22 protein-coding genes are annotated in these 21,164 nt (G+C 57.5%); 12 read left to right on the top strand and 10 right to left on the bottom strand.

Translation table 11 applies throughout. The features are described from left to right. Nucleotides 1–7: 7 nt before the first annotated feature. Nucleotides 8–1,126 carry a sugar diacid recognition domain-containing protein gene (locus tag JWU58_RS12620; protein WP_206422082.1) on the bottom strand — a complete coding sequence of 373 codons (1,119 nt, stop codon included), beginning with the start codon at nucleotides 1,124–1,126 and terminating at the stop codon, nucleotides 8–10. 171 nt (nucleotides 1,127–1,297) lie between these two features. On the opposite strand from JWU58_RS12620, the gene JWU58_RS12615 reads away from it, so the two are divergent. The 3 genes from JWU58_RS12615 (at nucleotide 1,298) to rarD (ending at nucleotide 5,986) form a co-directional block, all read left to right on the top strand. Continuing rightward, complete coding sequence (locus JWU58_RS12615; protein ID WP_206422081.1) at nucleotides 1,298–2,608, top strand: MFS transporter; 1,311 nt, start codon at nucleotides 1,298–1,300, stop codon at nucleotides 2,606–2,608. A 204-nt stretch (nucleotides 2,609–2,812) separates the two neighbouring features. Beyond that, the gene (locus JWU58_RS12610) at nucleotides 2,813–4,939 is read left to right on the top strand and encodes an acyltransferase family protein (RefSeq protein ID WP_206422080.1); all 2,127 of its coding nucleotides are present in this window, start codon (nucleotides 2,813–2,815) and stop codon (nucleotides 4,937–4,939) included. 165 nt (nucleotides 4,940–5,104) lie between these two features. Beyond that, nucleotides 5,105–5,986 carry an EamA family transporter RarD gene (gene rarD / locus JWU58_RS12605; protein ID WP_071172591.1) on the top strand — a complete coding sequence of 294 codons (882 nt, stop codon included), beginning with the start codon at nucleotides 5,105–5,107 and terminating at the stop codon, nucleotides 5,984–5,986. Between the two features lie 173 nt (nucleotides 5,987–6,159). Here rarD and hppD read toward each other — a convergent pair whose 3' ends face one another. Then, nucleotides 6,160–7,236 carry a 4-hydroxyphenylpyruvate dioxygenase gene (gene hppD / locus JWU58_RS12600; protein WP_016774910.1) on the bottom strand — a complete coding sequence of 359 codons (1,077 nt, stop codon included), beginning with the start codon at nucleotides 7,234–7,236 and terminating at the stop codon, nucleotides 6,160–6,162. Between the two features lie 351 nt (nucleotides 7,237–7,587). Between hppD and JWU58_RS12595 the strand changes: the two genes are divergently transcribed. Both JWU58_RS12595 and JWU58_RS12590 read left to right on the top strand, forming a co-directional pair. After that, the gene (locus JWU58_RS12595; protein WP_123442344.1) at nucleotides 7,588–9,123 is read left to right on the top strand and encodes an EAL domain-containing protein; all 1,536 of its coding nucleotides are present in this window, start codon (nucleotides 7,588–7,590) and stop codon (nucleotides 9,121–9,123) included. 227 nt (nucleotides 9,124–9,350) lie between these two features. After that, entirely contained in the window at nucleotides 9,351–9,716 is a 366-nt protein-coding gene (locus tag JWU58_RS12590; RefSeq protein WP_016774912.1) for a histone-like nucleoid-structuring protein, MvaT/MvaU family, read from the top strand. A gap of 215 nt (nucleotides 9,717–9,931) precedes the next feature. Here the strand turns inward: JWU58_RS12590 and JWU58_RS12585 are convergent, their stop codons facing one another. Continuing rightward, a complete protein-coding gene (locus tag JWU58_RS12585; RefSeq protein WP_071172593.1) occupies nucleotides 9,932–10,450 on the bottom strand; it encodes a DUF4946 domain-containing protein in 519 nt (172 codons plus the stop codon). A gap of 137 nt (nucleotides 10,451–10,587) precedes the next feature. Between JWU58_RS12585 and gloA the strand changes: the two genes are divergently transcribed. Continuing rightward, entirely contained in the window at nucleotides 10,588–11,109 is a 522-nt protein-coding gene (gloA, locus tag JWU58_RS12580; RefSeq protein WP_016774914.1) for a lactoylglutathione lyase, read from the top strand. A gap of 252 nt (nucleotides 11,110–11,361) precedes the next feature. On the opposite strand, the gene ahpF is transcribed toward gloA, so the two are convergent. The 3 genes from ahpF to JWU58_RS12565 all read right to left on the bottom strand — a co-directional run bounded on the left by ahpF (nucleotide 11,362) and on the right by JWU58_RS12565 (nucleotide 14,688). Beyond that, a complete protein-coding gene (gene ahpF / locus JWU58_RS12575) occupies nucleotides 11,362–12,924 on the bottom strand; it encodes an alkyl hydroperoxide reductase subunit F (RefSeq protein WP_130927771.1) in 1,563 nt (520 codons plus the stop codon). 124 nt (nucleotides 12,925–13,048) lie between these two features. Next, nucleotides 13,049–13,612, bottom strand: coding sequence for an alkyl hydroperoxide reductase subunit C (ahpC, locus tag JWU58_RS12570; RefSeq protein ID WP_016774916.1), 564 nt, complete (start codon nucleotides 13,610–13,612; stop codon nucleotides 13,049–13,051). A 137-nt stretch (nucleotides 13,613–13,749) separates the two neighbouring features. After that, nucleotides 13,750–14,688, bottom strand: a complete 939-nt coding sequence (locus JWU58_RS12565) for a site-specific integrase (RefSeq protein WP_130901588.1) — start codon at nucleotides 14,686–14,688, stop codon at nucleotides 13,750–13,752. A gap of 176 nt (nucleotides 14,689–14,864) precedes the next feature. On the opposite strand from JWU58_RS12565, the gene JWU58_RS12560 reads away from it, so the two are divergent. After that, complete coding sequence (locus JWU58_RS12560; protein ID WP_206422079.1) at nucleotides 14,865–15,881, top strand: DNA-binding protein; 1,017 nt, start codon at nucleotides 14,865–14,867, stop codon at nucleotides 15,879–15,881. Here the strand turns inward: JWU58_RS12560 and gorA are convergent. Next, entirely contained in the window at nucleotides 15,878–17,236 is a 1,359-nt protein-coding gene (gene gorA, locus JWU58_RS12555; protein ID WP_206422078.1) for a glutathione-disulfide reductase, read from the bottom strand. The genes JWU58_RS12560 and gorA overlap by 4 nt on opposite strands. Before the next feature lie 129 nt (nucleotides 17,237–17,365). After that, entirely contained in the window at nucleotides 17,366–18,205 is an 840-nt protein-coding gene (gene galU, locus JWU58_RS12550; RefSeq protein ID WP_024013124.1) for a UTP--glucose-1-phosphate uridylyltransferase GalU, read from the bottom strand. A gap of 258 nt (nucleotides 18,206–18,463) precedes the next feature. Here galU and JWU58_RS12545 point away from each other — a divergent pair, with 258 nt between their 5' ends. After that, nucleotides 18,464–18,649, top strand: coding sequence for a hypothetical protein (locus tag JWU58_RS12545; protein WP_016774922.1), 186 nt, complete (start codon nucleotides 18,464–18,466; stop codon nucleotides 18,647–18,649). 140 nt (nucleotides 18,650–18,789) lie between these two features. Beyond that, on the top strand, nucleotides 18,790–19,077 hold the full coding sequence (locus JWU58_RS12540; RefSeq protein WP_071172599.1) for a hypothetical protein: 288 nt from the start codon (nucleotides 18,790–18,792) through the stop codon (nucleotides 19,075–19,077). Nucleotides 19,078–19,080: 3 nt separating this feature from the next. On the opposite strand, the gene JWU58_RS12535 is transcribed toward JWU58_RS12540, so the two are convergent. Then, nucleotides 19,081–19,311, bottom strand: a complete 231-nt coding sequence (locus JWU58_RS12535; RefSeq protein ID WP_016774924.1) for a hypothetical protein — start codon at nucleotides 19,309–19,311, stop codon at nucleotides 19,081–19,083. Between the two features lie 72 nt (nucleotides 19,312–19,383). Further along, on the bottom strand, nucleotides 19,384–19,740 hold the full coding sequence (locus tag JWU58_RS12530) for a hypothetical protein (RefSeq protein ID WP_071172600.1): 357 nt from the start codon (nucleotides 19,738–19,740) through the stop codon (nucleotides 19,384–19,386). 211 nt (nucleotides 19,741–19,951) lie between these two features. Between JWU58_RS12530 and JWU58_RS12525 the strand changes: the two genes are divergently transcribed. The 3 genes from JWU58_RS12525 to alkB are packed head-to-tail and all read left to right on the top strand — an operon-like array spanning nucleotide 19,952 to nucleotide 21,132. Then, nucleotides 19,952–20,254, top strand: a complete 303-nt coding sequence (locus JWU58_RS12525; RefSeq protein WP_007912251.1) for a DUF1883 domain-containing protein — start codon at nucleotides 19,952–19,954, stop codon at nucleotides 20,252–20,254. 28 nt (nucleotides 20,255–20,282) lie between these two features. Then, nucleotides 20,283–20,453, top strand: coding sequence for a hypothetical protein (locus JWU58_RS12520; protein WP_016774926.1), 171 nt, complete (start codon nucleotides 20,283–20,285; stop codon nucleotides 20,451–20,453). A gap of 7 nt (nucleotides 20,454–20,460) precedes the next feature. Further along, nucleotides 20,461–21,132 (top strand): DNA oxidative demethylase AlkB, encoded by a 672-nt coding sequence (alkB, locus tag JWU58_RS12515; protein ID WP_123442339.1) that lies wholly within the window; start codon nucleotides 20,461–20,463, stop codon nucleotides 21,130–21,132. Nucleotides 21,133–21,164: the final 32 nt, after the last annotated feature.

Here is a 21,164-nt window from a genome sequence, read left to right as displayed (position 1 = left end):
ACACCGATCAATTCGAATCAGTCTGCGGCAACAGCTGCACCCCCAGATACAACGCCAGCATCCCGTCCAGCTTCAACGGATCAATCCCGCTCAACTCGGCAATCCGTTCCATGCGATAGCGCAGGCTGTTGCGATGGATACCCAGCGCTTCGGCACAGGCCTGGCTCTGCCCGTCGTGCTCGCACCAACTGCGCAGGGTCGCCAGCAACTGGCCGTTGCTGTCCTTGGCGATAACCTTGCGCAGCGGCTTGAGCAGTTCGTCCAGCGCATCATCGTTGCGATGTCGCCATAGCATGACCGGCAAGCGATAACGATTGAGCGTCAGCAGTCTCGAATTCGGCAGCACGTCACGACCATACGCCAGCAAGTCGCCGACCCGTCGATAACAGCGGCGCAACCCGGCCAGGCCATCCGCCTGCCCGCCGACGGCGATGCGCAAAATCTTCCAGCCGAGGCCATCGAGCTTTTCCAGCAGTCGATCATGCTCGACGTTCTGGCTCGCCGGGCGACACCACAACAGCGAAGACTTCGCCGAACTCACGCACCAACTGTCGGGATACCGCGAGGTCAGCCACGCACTCAGTGCCTCGACGGTTTGCCCCGGCCCGTGCTCAAGCCCCAGTTCAAACAGATACGGCACCCGGGTCAATTGCGGCTTGAGCCCAAGCTGCTGCGCCTCATCGATCAGGCGCGGCGAATCCCCCGCCTCGCTCAACAGCAGCGCCAGCAGATCATCGCAACGCTGCCGTCGCCATTGCTGCTCGGCCTGCTGATTGCGCTGGCCGACGAGCATTTCGGCGGTCATGCGCACCAGCTCGGCGTAGGTGCGCAATTGCTCCGGCTCGCCAGTGATGCCAAGCACGCCGATCAAGCGCTGATCGAGCAACAGCGGCAGGTTGATGCCCGGTTGCACGCCTTTGAGGTGCACCGCCGTCTGCGCATCGATTTCCACCACGCGCCCGTTGGCCAGCACCAGTTGCGCGCCTTCATGCCGGGTGTTGATGCGTTCCGGTTCGCCGCTGCCGAGGATCAGGCCCTGACTGTCCATGACATTGACGTTGTACGGCAAAATGGCCATGGCCCGGTCGACGATGTCCTGGGCAAGGTCGTGATCGAGTTCGAACATAGCGGCGGCAATCCTTCATTTCAGGCACGGACGGTTGTTCAGCCGCACAGGGTCTGGCGGCAAACCCTGTGCTCAGGCACAAAGACAATCCGGCCAAAGGTGGCCGAGACTCTCAGGGCGATCAACGTTACCCTTTGCATCGCAAAAAATCATAATAAAGAGAGAGCCGCTATGTCGCAGAGCGCCGCAGCTACCCAGACCATCGACGACGGTAAAAACGCCGTCTACAAACGCATCACCCTGCGTTTGATTCCCTTCATTTTCATCTGCTATCTGTTCAACTACCTCGACCGGGTCAACGTTGGCTTCGCCAAACTGCAGATGCTCGACGCACTGAAATTCAGCGAAACCGTGTACGGCCTCGGCGCCGGCATCTTCTTCATCGGTTACGTGCTGTGCGGCGTGCCGAGCAACCTCGCACTGACCCGCTTCGGTCCACGGCGCTGGATTGCCCTGATGATGATCACCTGGGGCACGCTGTCGACCTGCCTGTTGTTCGTCACTACCCCGACCGAGTTCTACACCCTGCGCTTTTTCACCGGTGCGGCTGAGGCGGGTTTCTTCCCGGGCGTCGTGCTGTACCTCTCGCAGTGGTTCCCGACCTTCCGCCGTGGCCGGATCATGGCGTTGTTCATGTCGGCGATCCCCGTCTCCGGTCTGCTCGGCAGCCCGTTTTCCGGCTGGATCCTTAACCACTTCGCCGCCGGCCAAGGTGGCCTGGCCGGTTGGCAGTGGATGTTCCTGCTGCAAGGCATTCCGACCGTGATCCTTGGTGCGCTGGCATATTTCCTGTTGAGCGACAGCTTTGCCAACGCCAAATGGCTGACCGCCCACGAACGTTCGGTGCTCGAAGCCGACCACGCCGAAGACCTCGCCAACAAACCGAAAACCGCCACCGACTCGCTGCTTGCGGTGTTCAAGAATCCTGCGATCTGGGCCTTCGGCCTGATCTATTTCTGCATCCAGAGCGGCGTGTACGCGATCAACTTCTGGCTGCCGTCGATCATCAAGAACCTCGGCTTCAGCGATAACCTGGTGATCGGCTGGCTGAGTGCGATTCCGTATCTGCTCGCGGCGGTGTTCATGCTGGTCGTCGGCCGCTCGGCGGACTTGCGCAAGGAGCGCCGCTGGCACTTGGTGGTGCCGATGCTGATGGGCGCGATCGGGCTGGTGATCGCAGTGAACTTTGCGGCCAATCCGACGATTGCGATTCTCGGCCTGACCATCGCGACCATGGGCGCACTGACTGGTCTGCCGATGTTCTGGCCGGTGCCGACCGCCATGCTGAGCGCGGGCGCGGCGGCTGGCGGTCTGGCGCTGATCAACTCGATGGGGCAGATGGCCGGGTTCCTCAGCCCGTATCTGGTGGGTTGGGTCAAGAACAGCACTGGCTCGACGGACGCGGCGTTGTATGTGCTGGCGGCGGTGATCGTTGGCGGGAGTCTGCTAGCGTTGCGGATGACGCGGACGTTGCGGGCTTGAGCTCGCGTGCATGACCAAAACGGCCCTCACGGGCCGTTTTTTTATTCGGTTTCACTCGCACGATGATGTTCGGCGAGCAGACCAGCGTCGAAGCCGATCAGAGCCGTTGTAACAAAATGTCTATACTTTGCCGTTCCATGGAACCGTGCTTACGCAGCCGCGCCTAATGGTCGCTCGCTCGAATAAGTCTGCCAAGGATAGTCAATGTTCAATCGGCCCATCGATTTTGTCCGCAAACCATTGCGCGCGATGTTTAACGCGTTCGATAACAAGGAAGCATTCGACACCTCGCGGTCCCTGGAGGCCGCCAGCTGTGAATCGCACAGGGCAGGTCTCCGATATCGTGCCGACATCGATGGCCTGCGGGCTGTCGCTGTCCTGCTGGTGCTGATATTTCACGCTGGGATGACGTTATTCCCGTCCGGTTTTATCGGCGTGGATATCTTCTTCGTGATCTCCGGGTATCTCACCACTTCTATCATCATGAAGTCGCTGGAGAACGGCACGTTCAGCTTCACGGGTTTTTACGTCAGGCGCATCTGGCGCTTGCAACCGGCCGTTGTTGCGCTGTTGGTTGTGACCTTGCTGGTTACCACGCTGCTTTATCTGCCCGATGACTACGTCGACTTCCTGAAAAGCGAGAAGTACACCTCATTACTGATCTCCAACCAGTATTTTTCCAAGGTGACTTCCGGTTACGCCACGCCCGATGCCGCGAGTCTTCCGCTGTTGCACACCTGGTCACTGGCGATCGAATGGCAGTGGTACCTTCTGCTACCGTTGGGTATCTGGCTGCTGCATCGCTATGTGGCGAAACGGGCTTTGAGCAGCGCGGTACTGGGTTTGACACTTTCAGCCACGGCGCTGGCGCTGTATCTGTCGCAGGTCGCTCCCGACCTGAACTATTACTTTTTTACCGCGCGCATCTTCGAATTGATGATTGGATCGTGCGCCGTCATGTTCAGCGCGGACAGGTTTCGCCTGAGTCGTATCAGCGCTTCGCTCATCTGCGTGGTTGCGCTGGTCACGATCGCCTATTGTGCGGTCCAGTACGATATCCTCAGCGGATTCCCCAACTATCACGCGGTCGCGGCATGCGTCGCCACGGCCCTGCTGCTGGTTCGCGGCATAGGTAATGTGAGCATCACCTCGGATGTCCTTGCATTCAAACCGCTGGTGTTCATTGGCACCCTTTCCTATTCGCTGTATCTGTGGCATTGGCCGATTCTGGCGGTGCTGGCCTACCTCGGCGTCGATCTAAGCCCAGCGGTGACAGTCGGCTATTTCGCCGCCACGTTCGCGATGGGCTACCTCTCCTTCTGGCTTATCGAAAACAGGTTTCGCAAGGTTCGGGCCGGGTTCGGCAAGACCGTACTGCTGTTGATACTGCTTCCCGCCATCGGCCTGTCGCTGCTGCACTCCGCCGGCAGGAATCATGACGGATGGCCGAACCGTTTTGGTGACGATTCGATCGCGATGTTCAGCACGCTGAAGGCATTCGTACCGAGCCATCGTGAGGACTGCCTGGGTAACAGCGAAAAGGTTGATCCTGACTGCGTCCTGGGCGCGCCGCTGGCCAAGCCGCAAGCTTTGCTGATCGGAGATTCCTATTCGAATCACTACTGGGGATTTATCGAAACGCTGGCCAAGGATGCCGGCCTGTCGGTTCTTGCCCAAGGCTATCCGGCCTGTCTGACCCTGCCCGGCATCTATCTCTACGACTGGTACAAGGCCAAAAACGCGCTTTATGAAAAGTGCCATACGGCTGCACAACACTATTACCACCTGATTGCGGACAGCCATTTCCAGTACGTAATCATTGGCCAGTTCTGGGAGGCCTATCTCACAGCCACGATTGTCACGAAACTCGATGACCCACGCAGCCTGGAACTGACGCAGCAACGACTTGAGGTCGCGGTTCGCCAGGCACTGGACATCATCGTCGACTCGGGTGCCACGCCGATTGTGCTGATGAGCACATTGCCCATGCCCGCCAGAATCAATGAATGCCTGCTCAGACAAGTCAAGTTACGCGGGATGCTCGGCAGCGCTGAACAAAGCCGTTCATGTGCCGCGGTGACATGGTCAGGCCTTGAGGACCCCTTGTTGACCAGACTTTTCGGCCAACTGCAGGTTGAATATCCACAACTGATCGTCCTTGATCCAAAAAAAGTGCAATGCACGGACGGTACTTGCCTGACCAGCGTCAATGGCGTGCCGGTGTACCGCGACATTGGCCATGTGTCCGATTATGCCTCGTACAAATTTGGTGAGCTGTACCTCAAGCACTTCGGCAATCCATTCAAAAGCGGTCCAGTCGGCGTCCATTAACGCTGGTCCATTTGCCATCTATGCTCCATCTGCCAGCCTCTTTTGACGAGGCTGGCATGACCGGATGGACGTGATATGTTTCGAATAATGAGCATCTGCTCAATATTCAGCACAGAAACCACGTATCCTGCGCGCCCCGTTCAACCATCACGTCGCGAGAACAGTTTGTCTAAAGGTATCGCTCTATCGGTTTCAGCCTCGGTGCTGTTTGCCGTCATGTATTACTACACGTCGCTGCTGACACCTCTGAGCGGCGTGGAAATCTTCGGCTGGCGCATGCTCCTGACCGTGCCGTGCATGACCGTGTTCATGCTGGTTTCCGGGGAATGGCGGCGGGTGCTGGAGCTGTTCCGATTGATGGCAGCCAGGCCGAAGCTGATCGCCGGGCTGCTGGTTTCTTCCGCCCTCCTCGGCGTTCAGCTGTGGCTGTTCATGTGGGCACCGCTCAATGACTACAGCTTGGATGTATCGCTGGGTTATTTCCTCTTGCCACTGGCTATGGTGCTCACCGGGCGGATTGCCTATGGCGAGAGCCTGTCTTACCTGCAGAAAATCGCCGTATTTTTTGCCAGCCTCGGCGTGTTGAACGAGTTGTATCAGGTGGGTGGTTTTTCCTGGGCGACACTGGTGGTCGTGGTCGGTTATCCGCTGTACTTCGTACTGCGCAAATACCTGAAAACCGACAACCTCGGTGGCCTGTGGGTCGACATGACCCTGATGCTGCCGGTCGCTTACTGGTTTGTGCAGGGCGGCGAACAGGGCTTGGCCGTTTTCGATCAATATCCTGGACTGATGTGGCTGATTCCGCTGCTCGGCCTGATCAGCGCTTCCGCGCTGGTGGTGTACATCATCGCCAGCCGCTTGCTGCCGTTCAGTCTGTTTGGTTTGTTGAGTTATGTTGAACCGGTGTTGTTGCTTGCGGTGGCGTTGTTGCTGGGAGAAAGCATCAAGTCGGGCGAGTGGCTGACTTACATCCCGATCTGGCTGGCGGTTGTGGTGCTGGTTTTCGAAGGCTTCAAACACTTGACGCGCCAACGCCGCTCTTGAATGCAACACAAGACAAATGTGGGAGCGAGCCTGCTCGCCAAGTCGTCAGACCAGTCAACATGACTGTTAAATGAAAGTCCGCATTCGCGAGCAGGCTCGCTCCCACAGGTTTCGTATGAAGCAAAAAAATCCCGGCGCTGCATTTCTGCAGGCCGGGATTTTTTCATTTCAGATTACTCGGTGGTCAACACACCACGACGCACCTGGTCACGCTCGATCGATTCGAACAGAGCCTTGAAGTTGCCCTCGCCGAAACCGTCGTCACCCTTGCGCTGGATGAATTCGAAGAACACCGGCCCCATCAGAGTTTCCGAGAAGATCTGCAGCAGCAGACGCTTGTCGCCCTGCTCCGAGGCACCGTCGAGCAGGATGCCGCGTGATTGCAGCTGATCGACCGGCTCGCCGTGGTTCGGCAGGCGACCTTCAAGCATTTCGTAGTAGGTGTCCGGCGGCGCGGTCATGAAGCGCATGCCGATTTTCTTCAGCTGATCCCAAGTCTTGATCAGGTCGTCGGTGAGGAACGCGACGTGCTGGATACCCTCACCATTGAACTGCATCAGGAACTCTTCGATCTGCCCGGCGCCCTTGGACGACTCTTCGTTGAGCGGGATGCGGATCATGCCATCCGGTGCGGTCATGGCTTTCGAAGTCAGACCGGTGTACTCGCCTTTGATGTCGAAGTAACGGATTTCACGGAAGTTGAACAGCTTCTCGTAGAAGTTCGCCCAGTAGGCCATGCGACCGCGATAAACGTTGTGGGTCAGGTGATCGATGATCTTCAGGCCGGCACCGACCGGATTGCGATCAACGCCTTCGATGAACACGAAGTCGATGTCGTAGATCGAGCTGCCTTCGCCGAAACGGTCGATCAGATACAGCGGCGCGCCGCCGATGCCTTTGATCGCCGGCAGGTTAAGCTCCATCGGACCGGTTTCGATGTGGATCGGCTGAGCGCCGAGTTCGAGTGCGCGGGAATAGGCCTTCTGCGAATCCTTCACGCGAAACGCCATGCCGCAAACGGACGGGCCGTGTTCGGCGGCGAAGTACGAGGCGACGCTGTTGGGTTCGTTGTTGAGAATCAGATTGATCGCGCCCTGACGATAGAGGTGCACGTTCTTGGAACGGTGGGTCGCGACTTTGGTGAAGCCCATGATCTCGAAGATCGGCTCCAGCGTGCCAGGAGTCGGCGCTGCGAACTCGATGAACTCAAAGCCCATCAGGCCCATTGGGTTTTCGTATAAATCTGCCATGGTGACGCCTCATCATTTCTTATCAATTAACCAGGGTTATTTGTCAGGAAAGTGATGTAGAGGGAGGCGCACAGGAGATGCCACGCACGCTGCGCGCGAGGAAGTCTCCGTAGATCAGTTGGAACCCGAATATCTTCATTGTCGACCCAAGGCTCTTGCGGGCGAGGCTTCTGCTGCCAGAAGACGATTATTATTGTATGCGTAAATCGATTCTACACAGCGTAACGAGACCTGTCTGCCCTCTGTATAAAATCCGCTTTTTTTCGTACGGCGCAAGAGCCATCTGCGATCTATTCTCCCCTCTGGCTCAATTTTTTATCGGGCCGGACTTCGACGCCACAGGATGTGTCCATGCCGCTGACCCACAGACCCCGCCGCAAACGCAGGACCCGCATCGTCGTGACTGTGCTCAGCGGTCTGCTGCCGATCGTACTGGGCAGTGGGATTCTTTATATGCAGGCAGAACGCACACTGCAGCAAAGTGCCGGGGAAACGGCCGAACAAGCGCTGCGACAGTTCGATTTGATGCTCGATAACACGGCAGAAGCCGCTCGGGTCCTGCTGCCGCTTGCCGGGAAAAATTGCGAAGAGGTGAAACTGGCCCTGCGCGAACAAGTGACCCGCCGCCCCTTCGTACGCTCGACCAATCTGGTCTGGGACAACAATCTCTACTGCAGCTCACTCTTCGGGGCGTTCCAGGAAGCCGTCAATGCCGGGGACTATCATCAAGGCAAACTGTGGTTGATGAACGGCAATCCGGTGACGCCTGATACGGCATTGTTGATCTACCGTCTCAGCGACGGTCGTGGTGGCGCGCTGACCACACTGGATGGCTATCACTTGAGCAACATCCTGCGCCTGATCGGCCGCCAGACATTACTGACGTTGCAAGTCGGCGATAACTGGCTGTCCGCCGACGGCAAAGTTCATCAGGGATCACTGCCTGCCCCGCCGGTCGCGCACAGCCTGCTGGATTCCGAGCGTTACGGTTTCAAAGTGTCGGCGGGTTTCCCCAAGGGCGAAGTCCGGCGTTACATGGCGGCTGAATATCCTCCGCTGTTCAGTCTGTTGATTTTCTTCGGCGCAATCTCCGGAGCCATTGGCCACTTCGTTCAGAAGCGATCGACCTCGCCCAGCCACGAAATGATGCGCGCACTCGAGGCCGGGGAATTCATTCCGTACTTCCAGCCCGTGGTTCACGGCGACAGCAAGCGATGGTCGGGTGCCGAAGTGCTGATGCGCTGGAATCACCCGAAAGAGGGGCTGGTACGCCCGGATCTGTTCATTCCATTTGCCGAGCACTCAGGTCTGATCGTGCCGATGACCCGCGCGCTGATGCAACAGACTGCGGCCCTGCTGGGACCGCACTCTGTGAACTTCGCCAAGCCTTTCCATATCGGCATCAACATCAGCGCCAGCCACTGCCAGGATCTGGAGCTGGTCGAGGATTGTCGTGACCTCTTGGCGGCGTTTGCGCCCGGCAGCGTCGAACTGGTGCTGGAATTGACGGAGCGCGAACTGATCGAGCCGAGCGACATCACGCTTAAGCTGTTTGAGCAATTGCATGCACTGGGAGTAAAAATCGCGATCGACGACTTTGGTACCGGGCACTCGAGCCTTGGTTATCTGCGCACCTTCAACGTCGACTTTCTAAAGATCGATCAGAGCTTCGTGGCCATGATCGGTGTAGACGCGTTATCGAGGCATATTCTCGACTCCATCATTGAACTGTCGGCCAAACTGGACTTGGGCATTGTTGCCGAAGGTGTCGAAACTCAGGCCCAGGCTGATTACCTGACCGAGCATAACGTTAACTTTTTGCAGGGCTATTTGTACGGTAGACCGATGCCTGGCGCTGATTTCCTCGAAGCATTAACTCATCATTAAATCGCCGACACTGCCCGCCGAACAACCGCACCAAATTGATACAAAAAGTCATTGTTGTTACATGGCGACAACATCAGGATTTACTCTTGTCGCATTAACTACTACAATTTTTTCAACCTGAGCCAGACTGGCAGGTGAGCCAATTATCACCGAGTCGCTTCCAGGCTCTTGGCTTATAGCTTTGTTTGCGGTTGGTATCAGCCAAACACACTATTGGAGTAAAGATATTGTCCAGACTCGCTGAATTTCGCGCAGCTGAAAAGGCCCTTCAGGAACAGCTCAAACAGCTGGAATCGCTGAAGAACGATGCCGGGCTGAAGAAAGAAATCGAATTCGAAGAAAAGCTCCAGGGACTGATGAAAACCTATGGCAAAGGCCTGAAAGACATCATCGCCATCCTTGATCCAAACCCGGCAAAGTCCGGTCTGCAGCAGTCCGCAGCGCCCAAGACCCGCCGCGCCCGTGTGGTCAAGGTTTATCAGAACCCGCACACGGGCGAGCTGATCGAAACCAAGGGCGGCAACCATCGCGGTCTGAAAGCCTGGAAAGAGCAGTACGGTGCAGCCACCGTGGATTCATGGTTGCGCGGTTAATCTGGCGCCAACAAAAAGCCCTGCCTGATGCAGGGCTTTTTTATTGACAATATCTAACAAATGAAATGATTTTCATCGAACAAGTTGGAAATTTGTGTAACGCTTCTGAATCATCAGGCTAAACATTTTGCTGCGCGATGTTACCTCGAGCGCTTGATCAAACTATGTGCTTAATCCTTTCCGGTAAGCGGACTGCTGCGAGTTAGTACGAACGTTTATAATTTCAGGCTTTTGCGCGCCGCTTCTATATCGTCGACGCTCGCCTTATAAACCTCGGCCTGTCCGGCATATGAAAGTACGTAAGCCTTGTCTGTTTCCACAGCTGCCACCAACGTTTGTGATAATACGTGTCGACCGTTCTCGGTGACCGTGCAGGTCGTCTCCAGCCCGGACAATGAGCCAAGCGCAGCCGGATGAATTCTGTTGCAGACGCTCTGATAACCACTGCGGAAGAAATCCTTCTGGATCGATTTGCGCATTTCCAGCAGCACGCCTTGCAAATTGACCTGATGCCCCGCCTCCACTTGCGTCATCGTCAACTCCATCACCATCACCTGATTGCCATCAGCATCGAGCTTCACCGCCCGTTGCCGCGAGACTGGCGGCGCGGTTTCCGGCAATGCTTCAACCTCCCAGCCCGTCGGCCAAGTGATACTTGGTTCGGCCATTACGGGTAAAACCACAGCCGACGACAAAGCAAAAAAAACAAACACGGATTTCAACAGTCGGATCATTGCCGGACGCACTCATGGATAGAAAGCAAAGTCTGAGCCCCGCCTTCGCGCAGGGCAAGCCCGCCTTGCATTTGGCGATGCCGGCCGGCATGCGTATCATTGCGCCCATTCACTCGCCCATTGTTATTGGAGGGCCCATGAGCCTCAACGAACTGAACACTTTCCCCGGCGTGACTGCCACGCCAGACAGCGCAACCCGCAACTTCGTGTTCAACCACACCATGCTGCGCGTGAAGGACATCACCAAGTCGCTGGATTTCTACACCCGCGTACTGGGTTTCTCGCTGGTCGAGAAGCGTGATTTCCCGGAAGCCGAGTTCAGCCTGTACTTCCTCGCGCTGGTCGATAAATCACAGATCCCGGCCGACGACGCTGCGCGTACCGAATGGATGAAATCGATCCCGGGCATTCTCGAACTGACCCACAACCACGGCACCGAAAACGATGCCGACTTCGCCTATCACAACGGCAACACCGACCCGCGCGGTTTCGGCCACATCTGCATTTCGGTGCCGGACATCGTCGCAGCGTGTGCACGCTTTGAAGAGCTGGGTTGCGATTTCCAGAAGCGTCTGACCGATGGCCGGATGAAGAGCCTGGCGTTCATCAAGGATCCGGATGGTTACTGGGTTGAAATCATCCAACCTGCGCCGCTGTAAAAGCTGAAAGCCCCTCACCCTAGCCCTCTCCCATAGGGAGAGGGGACTGATTGCGGGATGTTGGAGAATTACGCCGACTTGAACGATTGGCGGTGAATCCATAATCGACCGGCTCTCTCAGGTCGATGGATGACTTCAGACACCTCGGTCGGCTCCCTCTCCCTCGGGAGAGGGCTGGGGTGAGGGGTGGCTTTCCACGCGCAATAAAAAACCCATGATCGCTCATGGGTTTTTTCATTTTCGACCTGGCAGTTACGCCGGGGCCGAAGTCCGGATCAAGTGATCGAACGCACTCAACGAAGCCTTGGCGCCCTCGCCCACTGCGATCACGATCTGCTTGTACGGCACAGTCGTCACGTCGCCCGCTGCAAAGATCCCCGAGATCGAAGTCTCGCCACGGTTATCGACAATGATCTCGCCACGCGGCGACAGCTCGATGGTGCCCTTCAGCCAATCGGTGTTCGGCAGCAGACCGATCTGTACGAAGATGCCTTCCAGCTCAACCGTACGCAGCTCATCTGTGGTGCGATCCTTGTAACGCAGGCCGTTGACCTTCTCGCCATTGCCGGTGACTTCAGTGGTTTGCGCACTGGTGATCACGGTGACGTTCGGCAGGCTGTGCAGCTTGCGTTGCAGCACGGCATCGGCACGCAGTTGCACGTCGAATTCCAGCAACGTTACGTGCGACACGATACCGGCCAGATCGATGGCCGCTTCAACGCCGGAGTTACCGCCGCCGATCACCGCCACGCGCTTGCCTTTGAACAACGGGCCGTCGCAGTGCGGGCAGTACGCCACGCCCTTGTTGCGGTATTCCTGCTCGCCCGGAACGTTCATTTCGCGCCAGCGTGCGCCGGTGGCGAGGATCACGCTCTTGGCTTTCAAAGTTGCACCGCTGGCGAAGTGGACTTCATGCAGCTCACCGTTCTTGCCCGGGATCAGCTTGTCGGCGCGTTGCAGGTTCATGATGTCGACGTCGTACTGCTTGACGTGTTCTTCCAGCGCCGTGGCCAGTTTCGGCCCTTCGGTTTCCTGCACGGAAATGAAGTTCTCGATGGCCATGGTATCGAGCACCTGACCGCCGAAACGCTCAGCCGCGACACCGGTGCGGATGCCTTTACGTGCGGCATAAATAGCCGCCGAAGCACCAGCAGGGCCCCCACCGACGACCAGCACGTCAAAGGCTTCTTTGGCGCTGATCTTCTCAGCCTGACGGACGATGGCGCCGGTGTCGAGCTTGGCGAGGATTTCCTCAAGGCCCATACGGCCCTGGCCGAAGTTCTCGCCGTTGAGGTAGATGCTCGGCACGGCCATGATCTTGCGATCATTGACTTCGTCCTGGAACAGCGCGCCGTCGATGGCGACGTGGCGGATGTTCGGGTTGAGCACGGCCATCAGGTTCAGCGCCTGGACGACGTCCGGGCAGTTCTGGCAAGACAGCGAGAAGTAAGTCTCGAAGCTGAACTCGCCTTTGAGCGAGCGAATCTGCTCGATGACTTCAACGCTGGCCTTCGACGGGTGGCCGCCGACTTGCAGCAGCGCCAGCACCAGCGAGGTGAATTCATGGCCCATTGGAATGCCGGCGAAACGCAGGCTGATGTCGGCTCCAGGGCGATTGATCGAGAACGATGGCTTGCGGGCATCGTCACCGCTGTCGATCAGGGTAATTAGGCTCGAAAGACTGGCAACGTCTTTCAGCAGGTCCAGCATTTCACGGGATTTCGCACCGTCGTCGAGGGATGCAACGATCTCGATCGGTTGGGTGACCCGTTCCAGGTACGATTTCAACTGGGCTTTAAGATTGGCGTCCAACATACGGGCGATTTCCTTTATTTGAGGCGAAAAAAAGCCCGAGCGAATCTCGCCCGGGCATTTTTATTGGGCGGTGCAGCTAACTTAAGAAGGTGCGGCGTGCCGCCCTGCGTTGCATGTCACAGACTTAGATCTTGCCGACCAGGTCCAGCGACGGAGCCAGAGTGGCCTCGCCTTCTTTCCACTTGGCCGGGCAAACTTCGCCTGGGTGTGCAGCGACGTACTGAGCAGCCTTGATCTTGCGCAGCAGCTCGGAAGCGTCACGGCCAACGCCGCCATCGTTCAGTTCAACGATTTTGATCTGGCCTTCAGGGTTGATCACGAAGGTACCACGGTCAGCCAGACCAGCTTCTTCGATCAGCACGTCGAAGTTGCGCGAGATGACGTGGGTCGGGTCGCCGATCATGGTGTATTCGATTTTGCCGATGGCTGGCGAAGTGTTGTGCCAGGCAGCGTGAGCAAAGTGGGTGTCGGTCGAAACGCTGTAGATTTCCACGCCCAGCTTCTTGAACTCAGCGTAGTTGTCGGCCAGATCTTCCAGCTCGGTTGGGCAAACGAAAGTGAAGTCGGCTGGGTAGAAGAACACTACGGACCACTTGCCTTTCAAGTCAGCATCCGAGACTTGAACGAAGTCGCCGTTTTTGAACGCGGTAGCTTTGAACGGTTTTACTTGGCTGTTGATGATAGGCATCGATGACTCTCCGTCAGGGGTTATGAAGTTGATGGGTGAATCCTACCCACTCACTCGACGGAAGGCTCATTGGCAAACCTGATGCTGCTGATTTGTTTTCGCTATTAGCTGACTGTATTAATAGAAGAAAACGATCTCTACGCTTGATCCGGCTTATCCATAATCCGAGCCATTCCCTGGAATGGGCTTACCTCAACATAGCGCATGGCGGATTTCATGTCCTTCCAGCCAACGTAACTCATCAGTGATTTTAGATCCCAGCCGCTTTGATGCGCCCATGTGGCAAAGCCACGCCGCAGTGAATGGCTGGTGTAGTTGGCGGCGGCAATCCCGGCGCGCTGCAACGCCTGGCGCAGCAGCGGAATGATGCTGTTGGCGTGCAGGCCCTCCTCGCTCAGATTGCCCCACCGATCAATGCTGCGGAACACCGCGCCGCGTACCAGCGCAGCCTCTGTAATCCAATCGATATAGGCCTGCACTGGGCACAGCTTGAGCAGCGCCGGGGCCTGGTAGGTCTGCCCGAGGTTTTCCCGGTCGCCCTTGCTGCGCGGCAGATACAAAGTGATGCCCTTGCCAGCGCTCGCCTGCACATGCTCGATCTGCAGGCGGCACAACTCATCGCTGCGAAAGCCGCGCCAGAAGCCCAGCAAAATCAGCGCACGATCCCGATAAGCCTTGAGCAACGTCGGGCGGTCCTGATCCTGGCGGGCGGTCTGCGCCTCCTGCTCCAAACAATCGATCACGCGCTGCAGATCCTGCAGTTGCAGCGGCTCAGCCTGTTTTTCCTGCGCCGGGTGCAAAGCACGAATGCCCTTGAACACCTTGCGCACTACTGGCGCCTTGGTCGGATCGGCAAAACCCTGACTGTTGTGCCACTGCGCCAGTGCCGACAGACGCAGCTTCAGAGTGTTGATCGACAGCACGCCAGCGTGCTCCACCAGATAGCGCGCAACGCTGTCGGCAGTAGCCGGCAGAAATCCGCCCCACGTCACCTCGAAGTGCTCGATCGCCATGCGATAGCTGCGGCGAGTGTTGTCGCGGGTGGCGGCTTGCAGATATCGATCGATGTCGCTCATGGCAGTTTTCTCGCTGGCGTACGGGTTCACTCATGCAGTTGCGCATTTTGCCGCCTGACATTGGGTAATACCAGTATATCCCGTGTGTTTTAATTCAAATATTTACCTATATTTTCAGCATGGTACACTGCGTACTGTAGTGGCATGTACCACAGTACGTAATCGTAGGAGTTCACATGGCCCGTGGCGGCATTACCAAAGCACTGGTGCAAATCGCGCGCACAGCGATCCTGGCTCGCGGCGAACACCCAAGCATCGATGCAGTACGCATCGAAATGGGCAACACCGGCTCGAAAACCACGATCCATCGCTACCTGAAAGAACTGGATGACGGCGCGCAGCCAGCAGAAACGTCAGCAGAACCGATCGATGATGAGCTGACCGCCCTCGTCTCTCGCCTCGCCCAGCGCCTGAAAGAACAGGCGCAGGAGCCTATCGAGCAAGCCCGCGAACAGTTCGAAGAGCAACGCGAAGCACTGGAGACCGAGCTGAAACAGGTTCGCCAGGCGCTGGAAAAACTCGAGCACGATCACGACATTAAAGGCGCCGCACTGCAACGCGAATCCGAGGCGCTGAGTAACACCCGCTCGATGCTGCAAACCGAACAGACGCGCAACGCCGGTCTCAACCAGGCACTGGCCGATTTTGAATTGCGCTTGCAGGACAAGGACGAGCAGATCCGCTCACTGGAAGAAAAACACCTGCACGCCCGCGATGCGCTGGAGCATTACCGTAACGCCACCAAGGAACAGCGCGAGCAGGAACAGTCCCGCCATGAAGGGCAGCTTCAGCAGATTCAGGCGGAACTGCGTCAAGCTCAGCAGAGTGCACTGGTGCGTCAGGATGAGATCACACAGTTGCACCGCGACAACGAACGTCTGCTCACCGAGAACCGTGGCACCCAGCGCGAGCTGAACTTGTTGCAGGATCAGCTCAAGCAGAGCAATCAGCGGCAGGATCAATTGCTCGAGCAGGCGACGCGCACGGATAGCGAGCGCACCCTCCTCCAGGAACGTCTGCGCGTCGCGACGCTGGAAAGCCAGGCGCTCAAGCAGAGCGTCGACGAACAGACGCAGCTCAATCAGTCATTGGAAAAGGAGTTGCTCAAGGCTCAGGCGAGCTTGGAAGAGAGCCAGCGTCTGGCGGCTACCGTTGCGGCAGCGCCAGACTCAGCCAAAGCGAAGGACGCTTAAGCGCTGACCGGCGTGCGCATGGTCACAAACTCTTCGGCAGCCGTCGGGTGCACCCCGATGGTGTCGTCGAAGTCGCGCTTGGTCGCGCCCGCCTTCAAGGCAATCGCCAGACCTTGCACGATCTCGCCAGCGTCCGGGCCGACCATGTGGCAGCCAAGCACCTTGTCGGTCTTGGCGTCGACCACCAGCTTCATCAGGGTTTTTTCCTGACAGTCAGTCAGGGTCAGCTTCATCGGCCGGAAGCGACTTTCGAAAATGACCACTTCGTGGCCACAATCGCGCGCTTCTTCTTCGCTCAAACCGACTGTGCCGATGTTCGGCAGGCTGAACACGGCGGTCGGAATCATCTTGTAGTCCACCGGGCGGTATTGCTCCGGCTTGAACAGACGCCGCGCCACGGCCATGCCTTCGGCTAGCGCGACCGGTGTCAATTGCACGCGACCAATGACGTCGCCCAGCGCCAGAATCGACGGCTCGGTGGTCTGGTACTCGTCGTCGACTTTGATGAAGCCCTTGTCGTCCAGTTGCACATCGGTATTTTCCAAGCCCAGATTGTCCAGCATCGGACGCCGGCCGGTGGCGTAGAACACGCAGTCGGCTTCGAGTACACGACCATCCTTGAGCGTTGCTTTCAAGCTACCGTCAGCCTGTTTGTCGATGCGTGCGATGTCGGCATTGAATTGCAGGTCGAGGCCGCGCTTGGTCAATTCTTCTTGCAGGTGTTTGCGCACCGCCCCATCGAAACCACGCAGGAACAGATCGCCGCGATACAGCAGCGTGGTGTTGGCACCGAGGCCATGGAAAATCCCGGCGAACTCGACCGCGATATAACCGCCGCCAACCACCAGCACACGCTTGGGCAACTCTTTCAGGAAGAACGCCTCGTTCGAACCGATCGCATGCTCATGCCCCGGGATTTCAGGGATCTGCGGCCAGCCGCCGGTGGCAATCAGAATGTTCTTTGCCGTGTAGCGCTCGCCATTGACCTCAACCTCGTGCGGCCCGACGATTTTCGCGTGCGCCTCGTGCAGGGTCACACCGCTGTTGACCAACAGATTGCGATAAATGCCGTTGAGGCGATTGATCTCGCGATCCTTGTTGGCGATCAGCGTGGCCCAGTCGAAGTTGGCCTCGCCCAGGTTCCAGCCGAAACCGGACGCCTGTTCGAAGTCCTCGGCAAAGTGCGCGCCGTAGACCAGCAGCTTTTTCGGCACGCAACCGACGTTGACACAGGTGCCACCCAGGTAACGGCTCTCGGCCACCGCCACTTTCGCCCCGAAGCCGGCGGCAAACCGCGCAGCCCGCACACCGCCGGAACCGGCACCAATCACATAAAGGTCAAAATCGTAGGCCATTTCTATCTCCTCGGCAGGCCATCAGCATACCCGCAGTCATCCATTGGGCAAGCACTGCCATCCATATAAGGGCGGAAAATGAAAAAGCCACCCGGAGGTGGCTTTCTTTTGCAGACGAGGCAAACGCTATCAGTAAGCTTTGCCAGTCTTGTAGAAGTTTTCGAAGCAGAAGTTGGTCGCGTCGATGTAGCCTTCAGCGCCACCGCAGTCGAAACGCTTGCCCTTGAACTTGTAGGCCATCACGCAGCCGTTCTGGGCCTGCTTCATCAGGGCGTCGGTGATCTGGATTTCGCCGCCCTTGCCTGGCTCGGTCTGTTCGATCAGGTCGAAGATGTCCGGGGTCAGGATGTAGCGACCGATGATCGCCAGGTTCGACGGCGCGTCTTCCGGCTTAGGCTTCTCGACCATGCTGTGTACGCGGTAGATGTCGTCGCGGATCATTTCGCCAGCGATTACGCCGTACTTGTTGGTTTCCTGCGGATCGACTTCCTGGATGGCGACGATCGAGCAACGGAACTGCTTGTACAGCTTGACCATCTGGGTCAGCACGCCGTCGCCATCGATGTTGACGCACAGGTCGTCCGCCAGAACCACGGCGAACGGTTCGTCACCGATCAGCGGGCGGCCAGTCAGGATTGCGTGGCCCAGACCTTTCATTTCGGTCTGACGGGTGTAGGAGAACGAGCACTCGTCCAACAGCTTGCGGATACCGACCAGGTACTTTTCCTTGTCGGTGCCCTTGATCTGGTTTTCCAGCTCGTAACTGATGTCGAAGTGGTCTTCCAGAGCACGCTTGCCACGGCCGGTGACGATGGAAATCTCAGTCAGGCCCGCGTCCAGTGCTTCTTCAACGCCGTACTGGATCAGTGGCTTGTTTACCACCGGCAGCATTTCTTTAGGCATGGCTTTGGTCGCTGGGAGGAAGCGAGTGCCGTAACCGGCTGCTGGAAACAAGCATTTCTTGATCATATAAGTCCTTGAAAAGGCTGTGTGTACGAGTTTCGAGGCAGTCTAATCAGGCGGCGTGCGCCTTACAATGCCCCGCGCTGGCTAACCAATGCCAACATAGAGAAATATTCGCGCGGATAGTTCCATCCGGGTATTTCAGCGGCGGAGTCAGCGTAGCTCAAGATCCGGGCAAACAGGATCACCATACGCTTATCAGCCCCCAATGCGAGCATTTGCCGCTATCATGGCGCCTTTGAACCACCGAACGAGAATGACCAGATGGCTGCGGTAAAAATCATCAACGGGTATGTGATCGACAAGAAAGACGGCAAGTGGACGCTGACAACCACTAATGGCGAACATATCGCCGGGCCTTTCGACAGCGAGCAGATGGCGACGGATGTAGCCTCGGTGTTCACCGATACACCTGCTTCTTCCAAGCGCCGCGGCAAAGATCAGGACTGATCCTGCCAGCACTTGCGCCAAGCCCTGCCAGAACGCAGGGCTTTTTTGTGCCTTGTTGGCAAACAAGTGGCCAATCGCTATAACCTTTTCATCGCGGCGCTGTCAGAGCATCCAGTCCCCCAACTGAAGATCACGTAACCATGAACCTGAACAAACTGCAGCCGCTTCTCGCGGTATTGGTATTGAGCGGCTGTGCCACTTCGCAGCCCACCTATCTGAACAATGGCGAACAGGGTTTGAGCATCGACTGTTCCGGCGAAGCCAACTCCTGGGCCATGTGCTACGAAAAGGCCGATGCCTCCTGCGCTGGCACCGGTTATCGCATCGTCGGCACCGATGGCACGCCGGCGCCCAAGGAAGATGACAAAACCCTCGGCGTTGACGTTGGCAATTACAAGACCCGCAACGTCGTGGTCGTCTGCAAGTAAGCCTTACATGTGGATTTCGGCGAACTTGATCCCGAGGCCACGGACGACCTCGATCAGATCATCGAGCCGATTGAAGGACTCGACTTCGTCATTGTCATCCACCAAAAAGTAGCTGCGACCTGCACTCTTCTTGAAAAACACGATCCATTCACCGGGATTCGCCGGGTTCTGGATGACATGGGTGGCAGAGATAAGGCCCTCTGCGTGGCGCTCCCGCACATGCTCTCGCTTCATCGCGACTCCATAAATGACAATGCCGCCACAGCAGGACTGTGACGGCATCGGGTGCTGATGTTCGCTAGTCTATCAGCCGGAAATACAGGCGTTCGCGGCTTTCTGCACATCGTGAGGGCGAACCGGCACATTGGACATGCGTTCATGCAGCTTGATGCTGCTGCCGCCGGCGCGATCTTCGATATCAAACACGGCTGCCGGGCCTGAAGAAAGCTTGCCCGGGACGATGACTCGTACTCCGTCTTTCTGCGGCTGCACCTGCAACGCACCACGACTGTCAGCGAGCTTGTCGGTCAGACACTGCGCATACTCCTGGGGCTTTTTGCCGGAGATCACGCTCATGGTTGGCAGCGTTTCATTGATTTCGGAAACATTTGCACAACCGGCCATCGCCAGAATCAACGGCACACACACCACACCCCACTTCATATGAATCCTCCGTCAAAGACCGTCCGACAGCACAAATGCCACTTTTCTCCGGGGCCTTGTGCATTTAACCCGCCTGCCATGGCGAAGTTCTGTTCAAAATTTGTCAAAGCAACGCCCGACGGCCAGATAATAACCCGTGCGGGCTGATAAACTGCGCCCATCGACAAGCTATCGTTTTGATTTAGTAGAAAAAGCCCTTCTGGAGGCGCCCATGAAATTCATTCACCAGCGCGAGCACCTCAACGAAGACGACATCGTCGTCATCCAATGCTCGCAGATGTGCAACATCCGTTTGATGAACGACGCCAACTTCCGCAGCTTCAAAAACGGCGGCCGTCACACCTACCACGGCGGCGCGTTCGACACTTTCCCGGCGCGTATCACCGCGCCGAGCACCGGCTTCTGGAACATCACCATCGACACCGTCAACCGCCGCGCAATCAGCGTGACTCGCAAGCCGACGCTGACCCACTCGATCAAGATCATCCGTCGCTCCAGCACTAAACTGAGCTGAGACGCACAGCCTATTCTGAAAGGGAAACATGACCGTGGCGCAAAAAACCAAATACGTCATCAAGTACAAACTGGACGGTGAACAGCGTTTCGAATTCGCTGAACTGGAAACCGGCACTGACGAGGAAGCGAAAGCGGCGCTGAAGAAAATGCACGCTGACGAAGAACTCAGTGACATCAAGGTCAGCAAAGCGCTGTAACCGAATCATGCAACCGACCACGTTTGACCTGTTCGCCGACAACGAACCCGTACAGCAAGCCCGCGCCGAGCAGATCGGCGAACAATCGTGGGTGCTGCGCGGATTCGCCTTGCCGCAGGTCGAGCAACTGCTGACCGAGCTCGAAGCCATTCTTGCCGCCGCCCCGCTACGCCACATGGTCACGCCCGGCGGTTTCAGCATGTCGGTTGGCACCAGCAGCTGCGGGCAGTTGGGCTGGATCACTGATCGCAGCGGTTACCGCTATTCCAGCGTCGATCCTCTCAGCGGCTTGCCGTGGCCATCGATGCCGGCGGTGTTTGCCGATTTGGCCCACGAGGCGGCGAAACGCGCCGGCTTCCCGGATTTTCAGGCCGACTCCTGCCTGATCAACCAATACGTCCCCGGCGCCAAGATGTCGCTGCATCAGGACAAGGACGAAAAGGGTTATGCCGCGCCCATCGTTTCGTTGTCGCTGGGGTTGCCGGCGATGTTTCTGTTTGGCGGTTTTGAACGCAGCGATAAAACCCGGCGCATCCCGCTGCTGCATGGCGACATGGTGGTCTGGGGCGGCGTGGACCGTCTGCGCTATCACGGCGTGCTGCCAGTCAAACCCGGCCAGCACCCGCTCTTGGGCGAACGCCGCATCAACATCACCTTCCGCGTTGCTGGCGATCAGTAAAAGTTTGACCGCAAGGCGCGGAGTGTCGCGGG

Origin of the sequence: Pseudomonas atacamensis (assembly GCF_017167965.1) — a bacterium.
In the GTDB taxonomy this organism is placed as follows: Bacteria; Pseudomonadota; Gammaproteobacteria; order Pseudomonadales; family Pseudomonadaceae; genus Aquipseudomonas; species Aquipseudomonas atacamensis.
This window is presented reverse-complemented; position numbering and strand designations above follow the sequence as displayed.

Excerpts from the sequence above, each read along its gene's own strand:
- JWU58_RS12620 (WP_206422082.1), bottom strand. The coding sequence starts at position 1,126 with ATGTTCGAACTCGATCACGACCTTGCCCAGGACATCGTCGACCGGGCC.
- JWU58_RS12615 (WP_206422081.1), top strand. The coding sequence starts at position 1,298 with ATGTCGCAGAGCGCCGCAGCTACCCAGACCATCGACGACGGTAAAAAC.
- JWU58_RS12610 (WP_206422080.1), top strand. The coding sequence starts at position 2,813 with ATGTTCAATCGGCCCATCGATTTTGTCCGCAAACCATTGCGCGCGATG.
- hppD (WP_016774910.1), bottom strand. The coding sequence starts at position 7,236 with ATGGCAGATTTATACGAAAACCCAATGGGCCTGATGGGCTTTGAGTTC.
- JWU58_RS12595 (WP_123442344.1), top strand. The coding sequence starts at position 7,588 with ATGCCGCTGACCCACAGACCCCGCCGCAAACGCAGGACCCGCATCGTC.
- JWU58_RS12585 (WP_071172593.1), bottom strand. The coding sequence starts at position 10,450 with ATGATCCGACTGTTGAAATCCGTGTTTGTTTTTTTTGCTTTGTCGTCG.
- gloA (WP_016774914.1), top strand. The coding sequence starts at position 10,588 with ATGAGCCTCAACGAACTGAACACTTTCCCCGGCGTGACTGCCACGCCA.
- ahpF (WP_130927771.1), bottom strand. The coding sequence starts at position 12,924 with ATGTTGGACGCCAATCTTAAAGCCCAGTTGAAATCGTACCTGGAACGG.
- ahpC (WP_016774916.1), bottom strand. The coding sequence starts at position 13,612 with ATGCCTATCATCAACAGCCAAGTAAAACCGTTCAAAGCTACCGCGTTC.
- JWU58_RS12565 (WP_130901588.1), bottom strand. The coding sequence starts at position 14,688 with ATGAGCGACATCGATCGATATCTGCAAGCCGCCACCCGCGACAACACT.
- JWU58_RS12560 (WP_206422079.1), top strand. The coding sequence starts at position 14,865 with ATGGCCCGTGGCGGCATTACCAAAGCACTGGTGCAAATCGCGCGCACA.
- gorA (WP_206422078.1), bottom strand. The coding sequence starts at position 17,236 with ATGGCCTACGATTTTGACCTTTATGTGATTGGTGCCGGTTCCGGCGGT.
- galU (WP_024013124.1), bottom strand. The coding sequence starts at position 18,205 with ATGATCAAGAAATGCTTGTTTCCAGCAGCCGGTTACGGCACTCGCTTC.
- JWU58_RS12545 (WP_016774922.1), top strand. The coding sequence starts at position 18,464 with ATGGCTGCGGTAAAAATCATCAACGGGTATGTGATCGACAAGAAAGAC.
- JWU58_RS12540 (WP_071172599.1), top strand. The coding sequence starts at position 18,790 with ATGAACCTGAACAAACTGCAGCCGCTTCTCGCGGTATTGGTATTGAGC.
- JWU58_RS12535 (WP_016774924.1), bottom strand. The coding sequence starts at position 19,311 with ATGAAGCGAGAGCATGTGCGGGAGCGCCACGCAGAGGGCCTTATCTCT.
- JWU58_RS12530 (WP_071172600.1), bottom strand. The coding sequence starts at position 19,740 with ATGAAGTGGGGTGTGGTGTGTGTGCCGTTGATTCTGGCGATGGCCGGT.
- JWU58_RS12525 (WP_007912251.1), top strand. The coding sequence starts at position 19,952 with ATGAAATTCATTCACCAGCGCGAGCACCTCAACGAAGACGACATCGTC.
- JWU58_RS12520 (WP_016774926.1), top strand. The coding sequence starts at position 20,283 with ATGACCGTGGCGCAAAAAACCAAATACGTCATCAAGTACAAACTGGAC.
- alkB (WP_123442339.1), top strand. The coding sequence starts at position 20,461 with ATGCAACCGACCACGTTTGACCTGTTCGCCGACAACGAACCCGTACAG.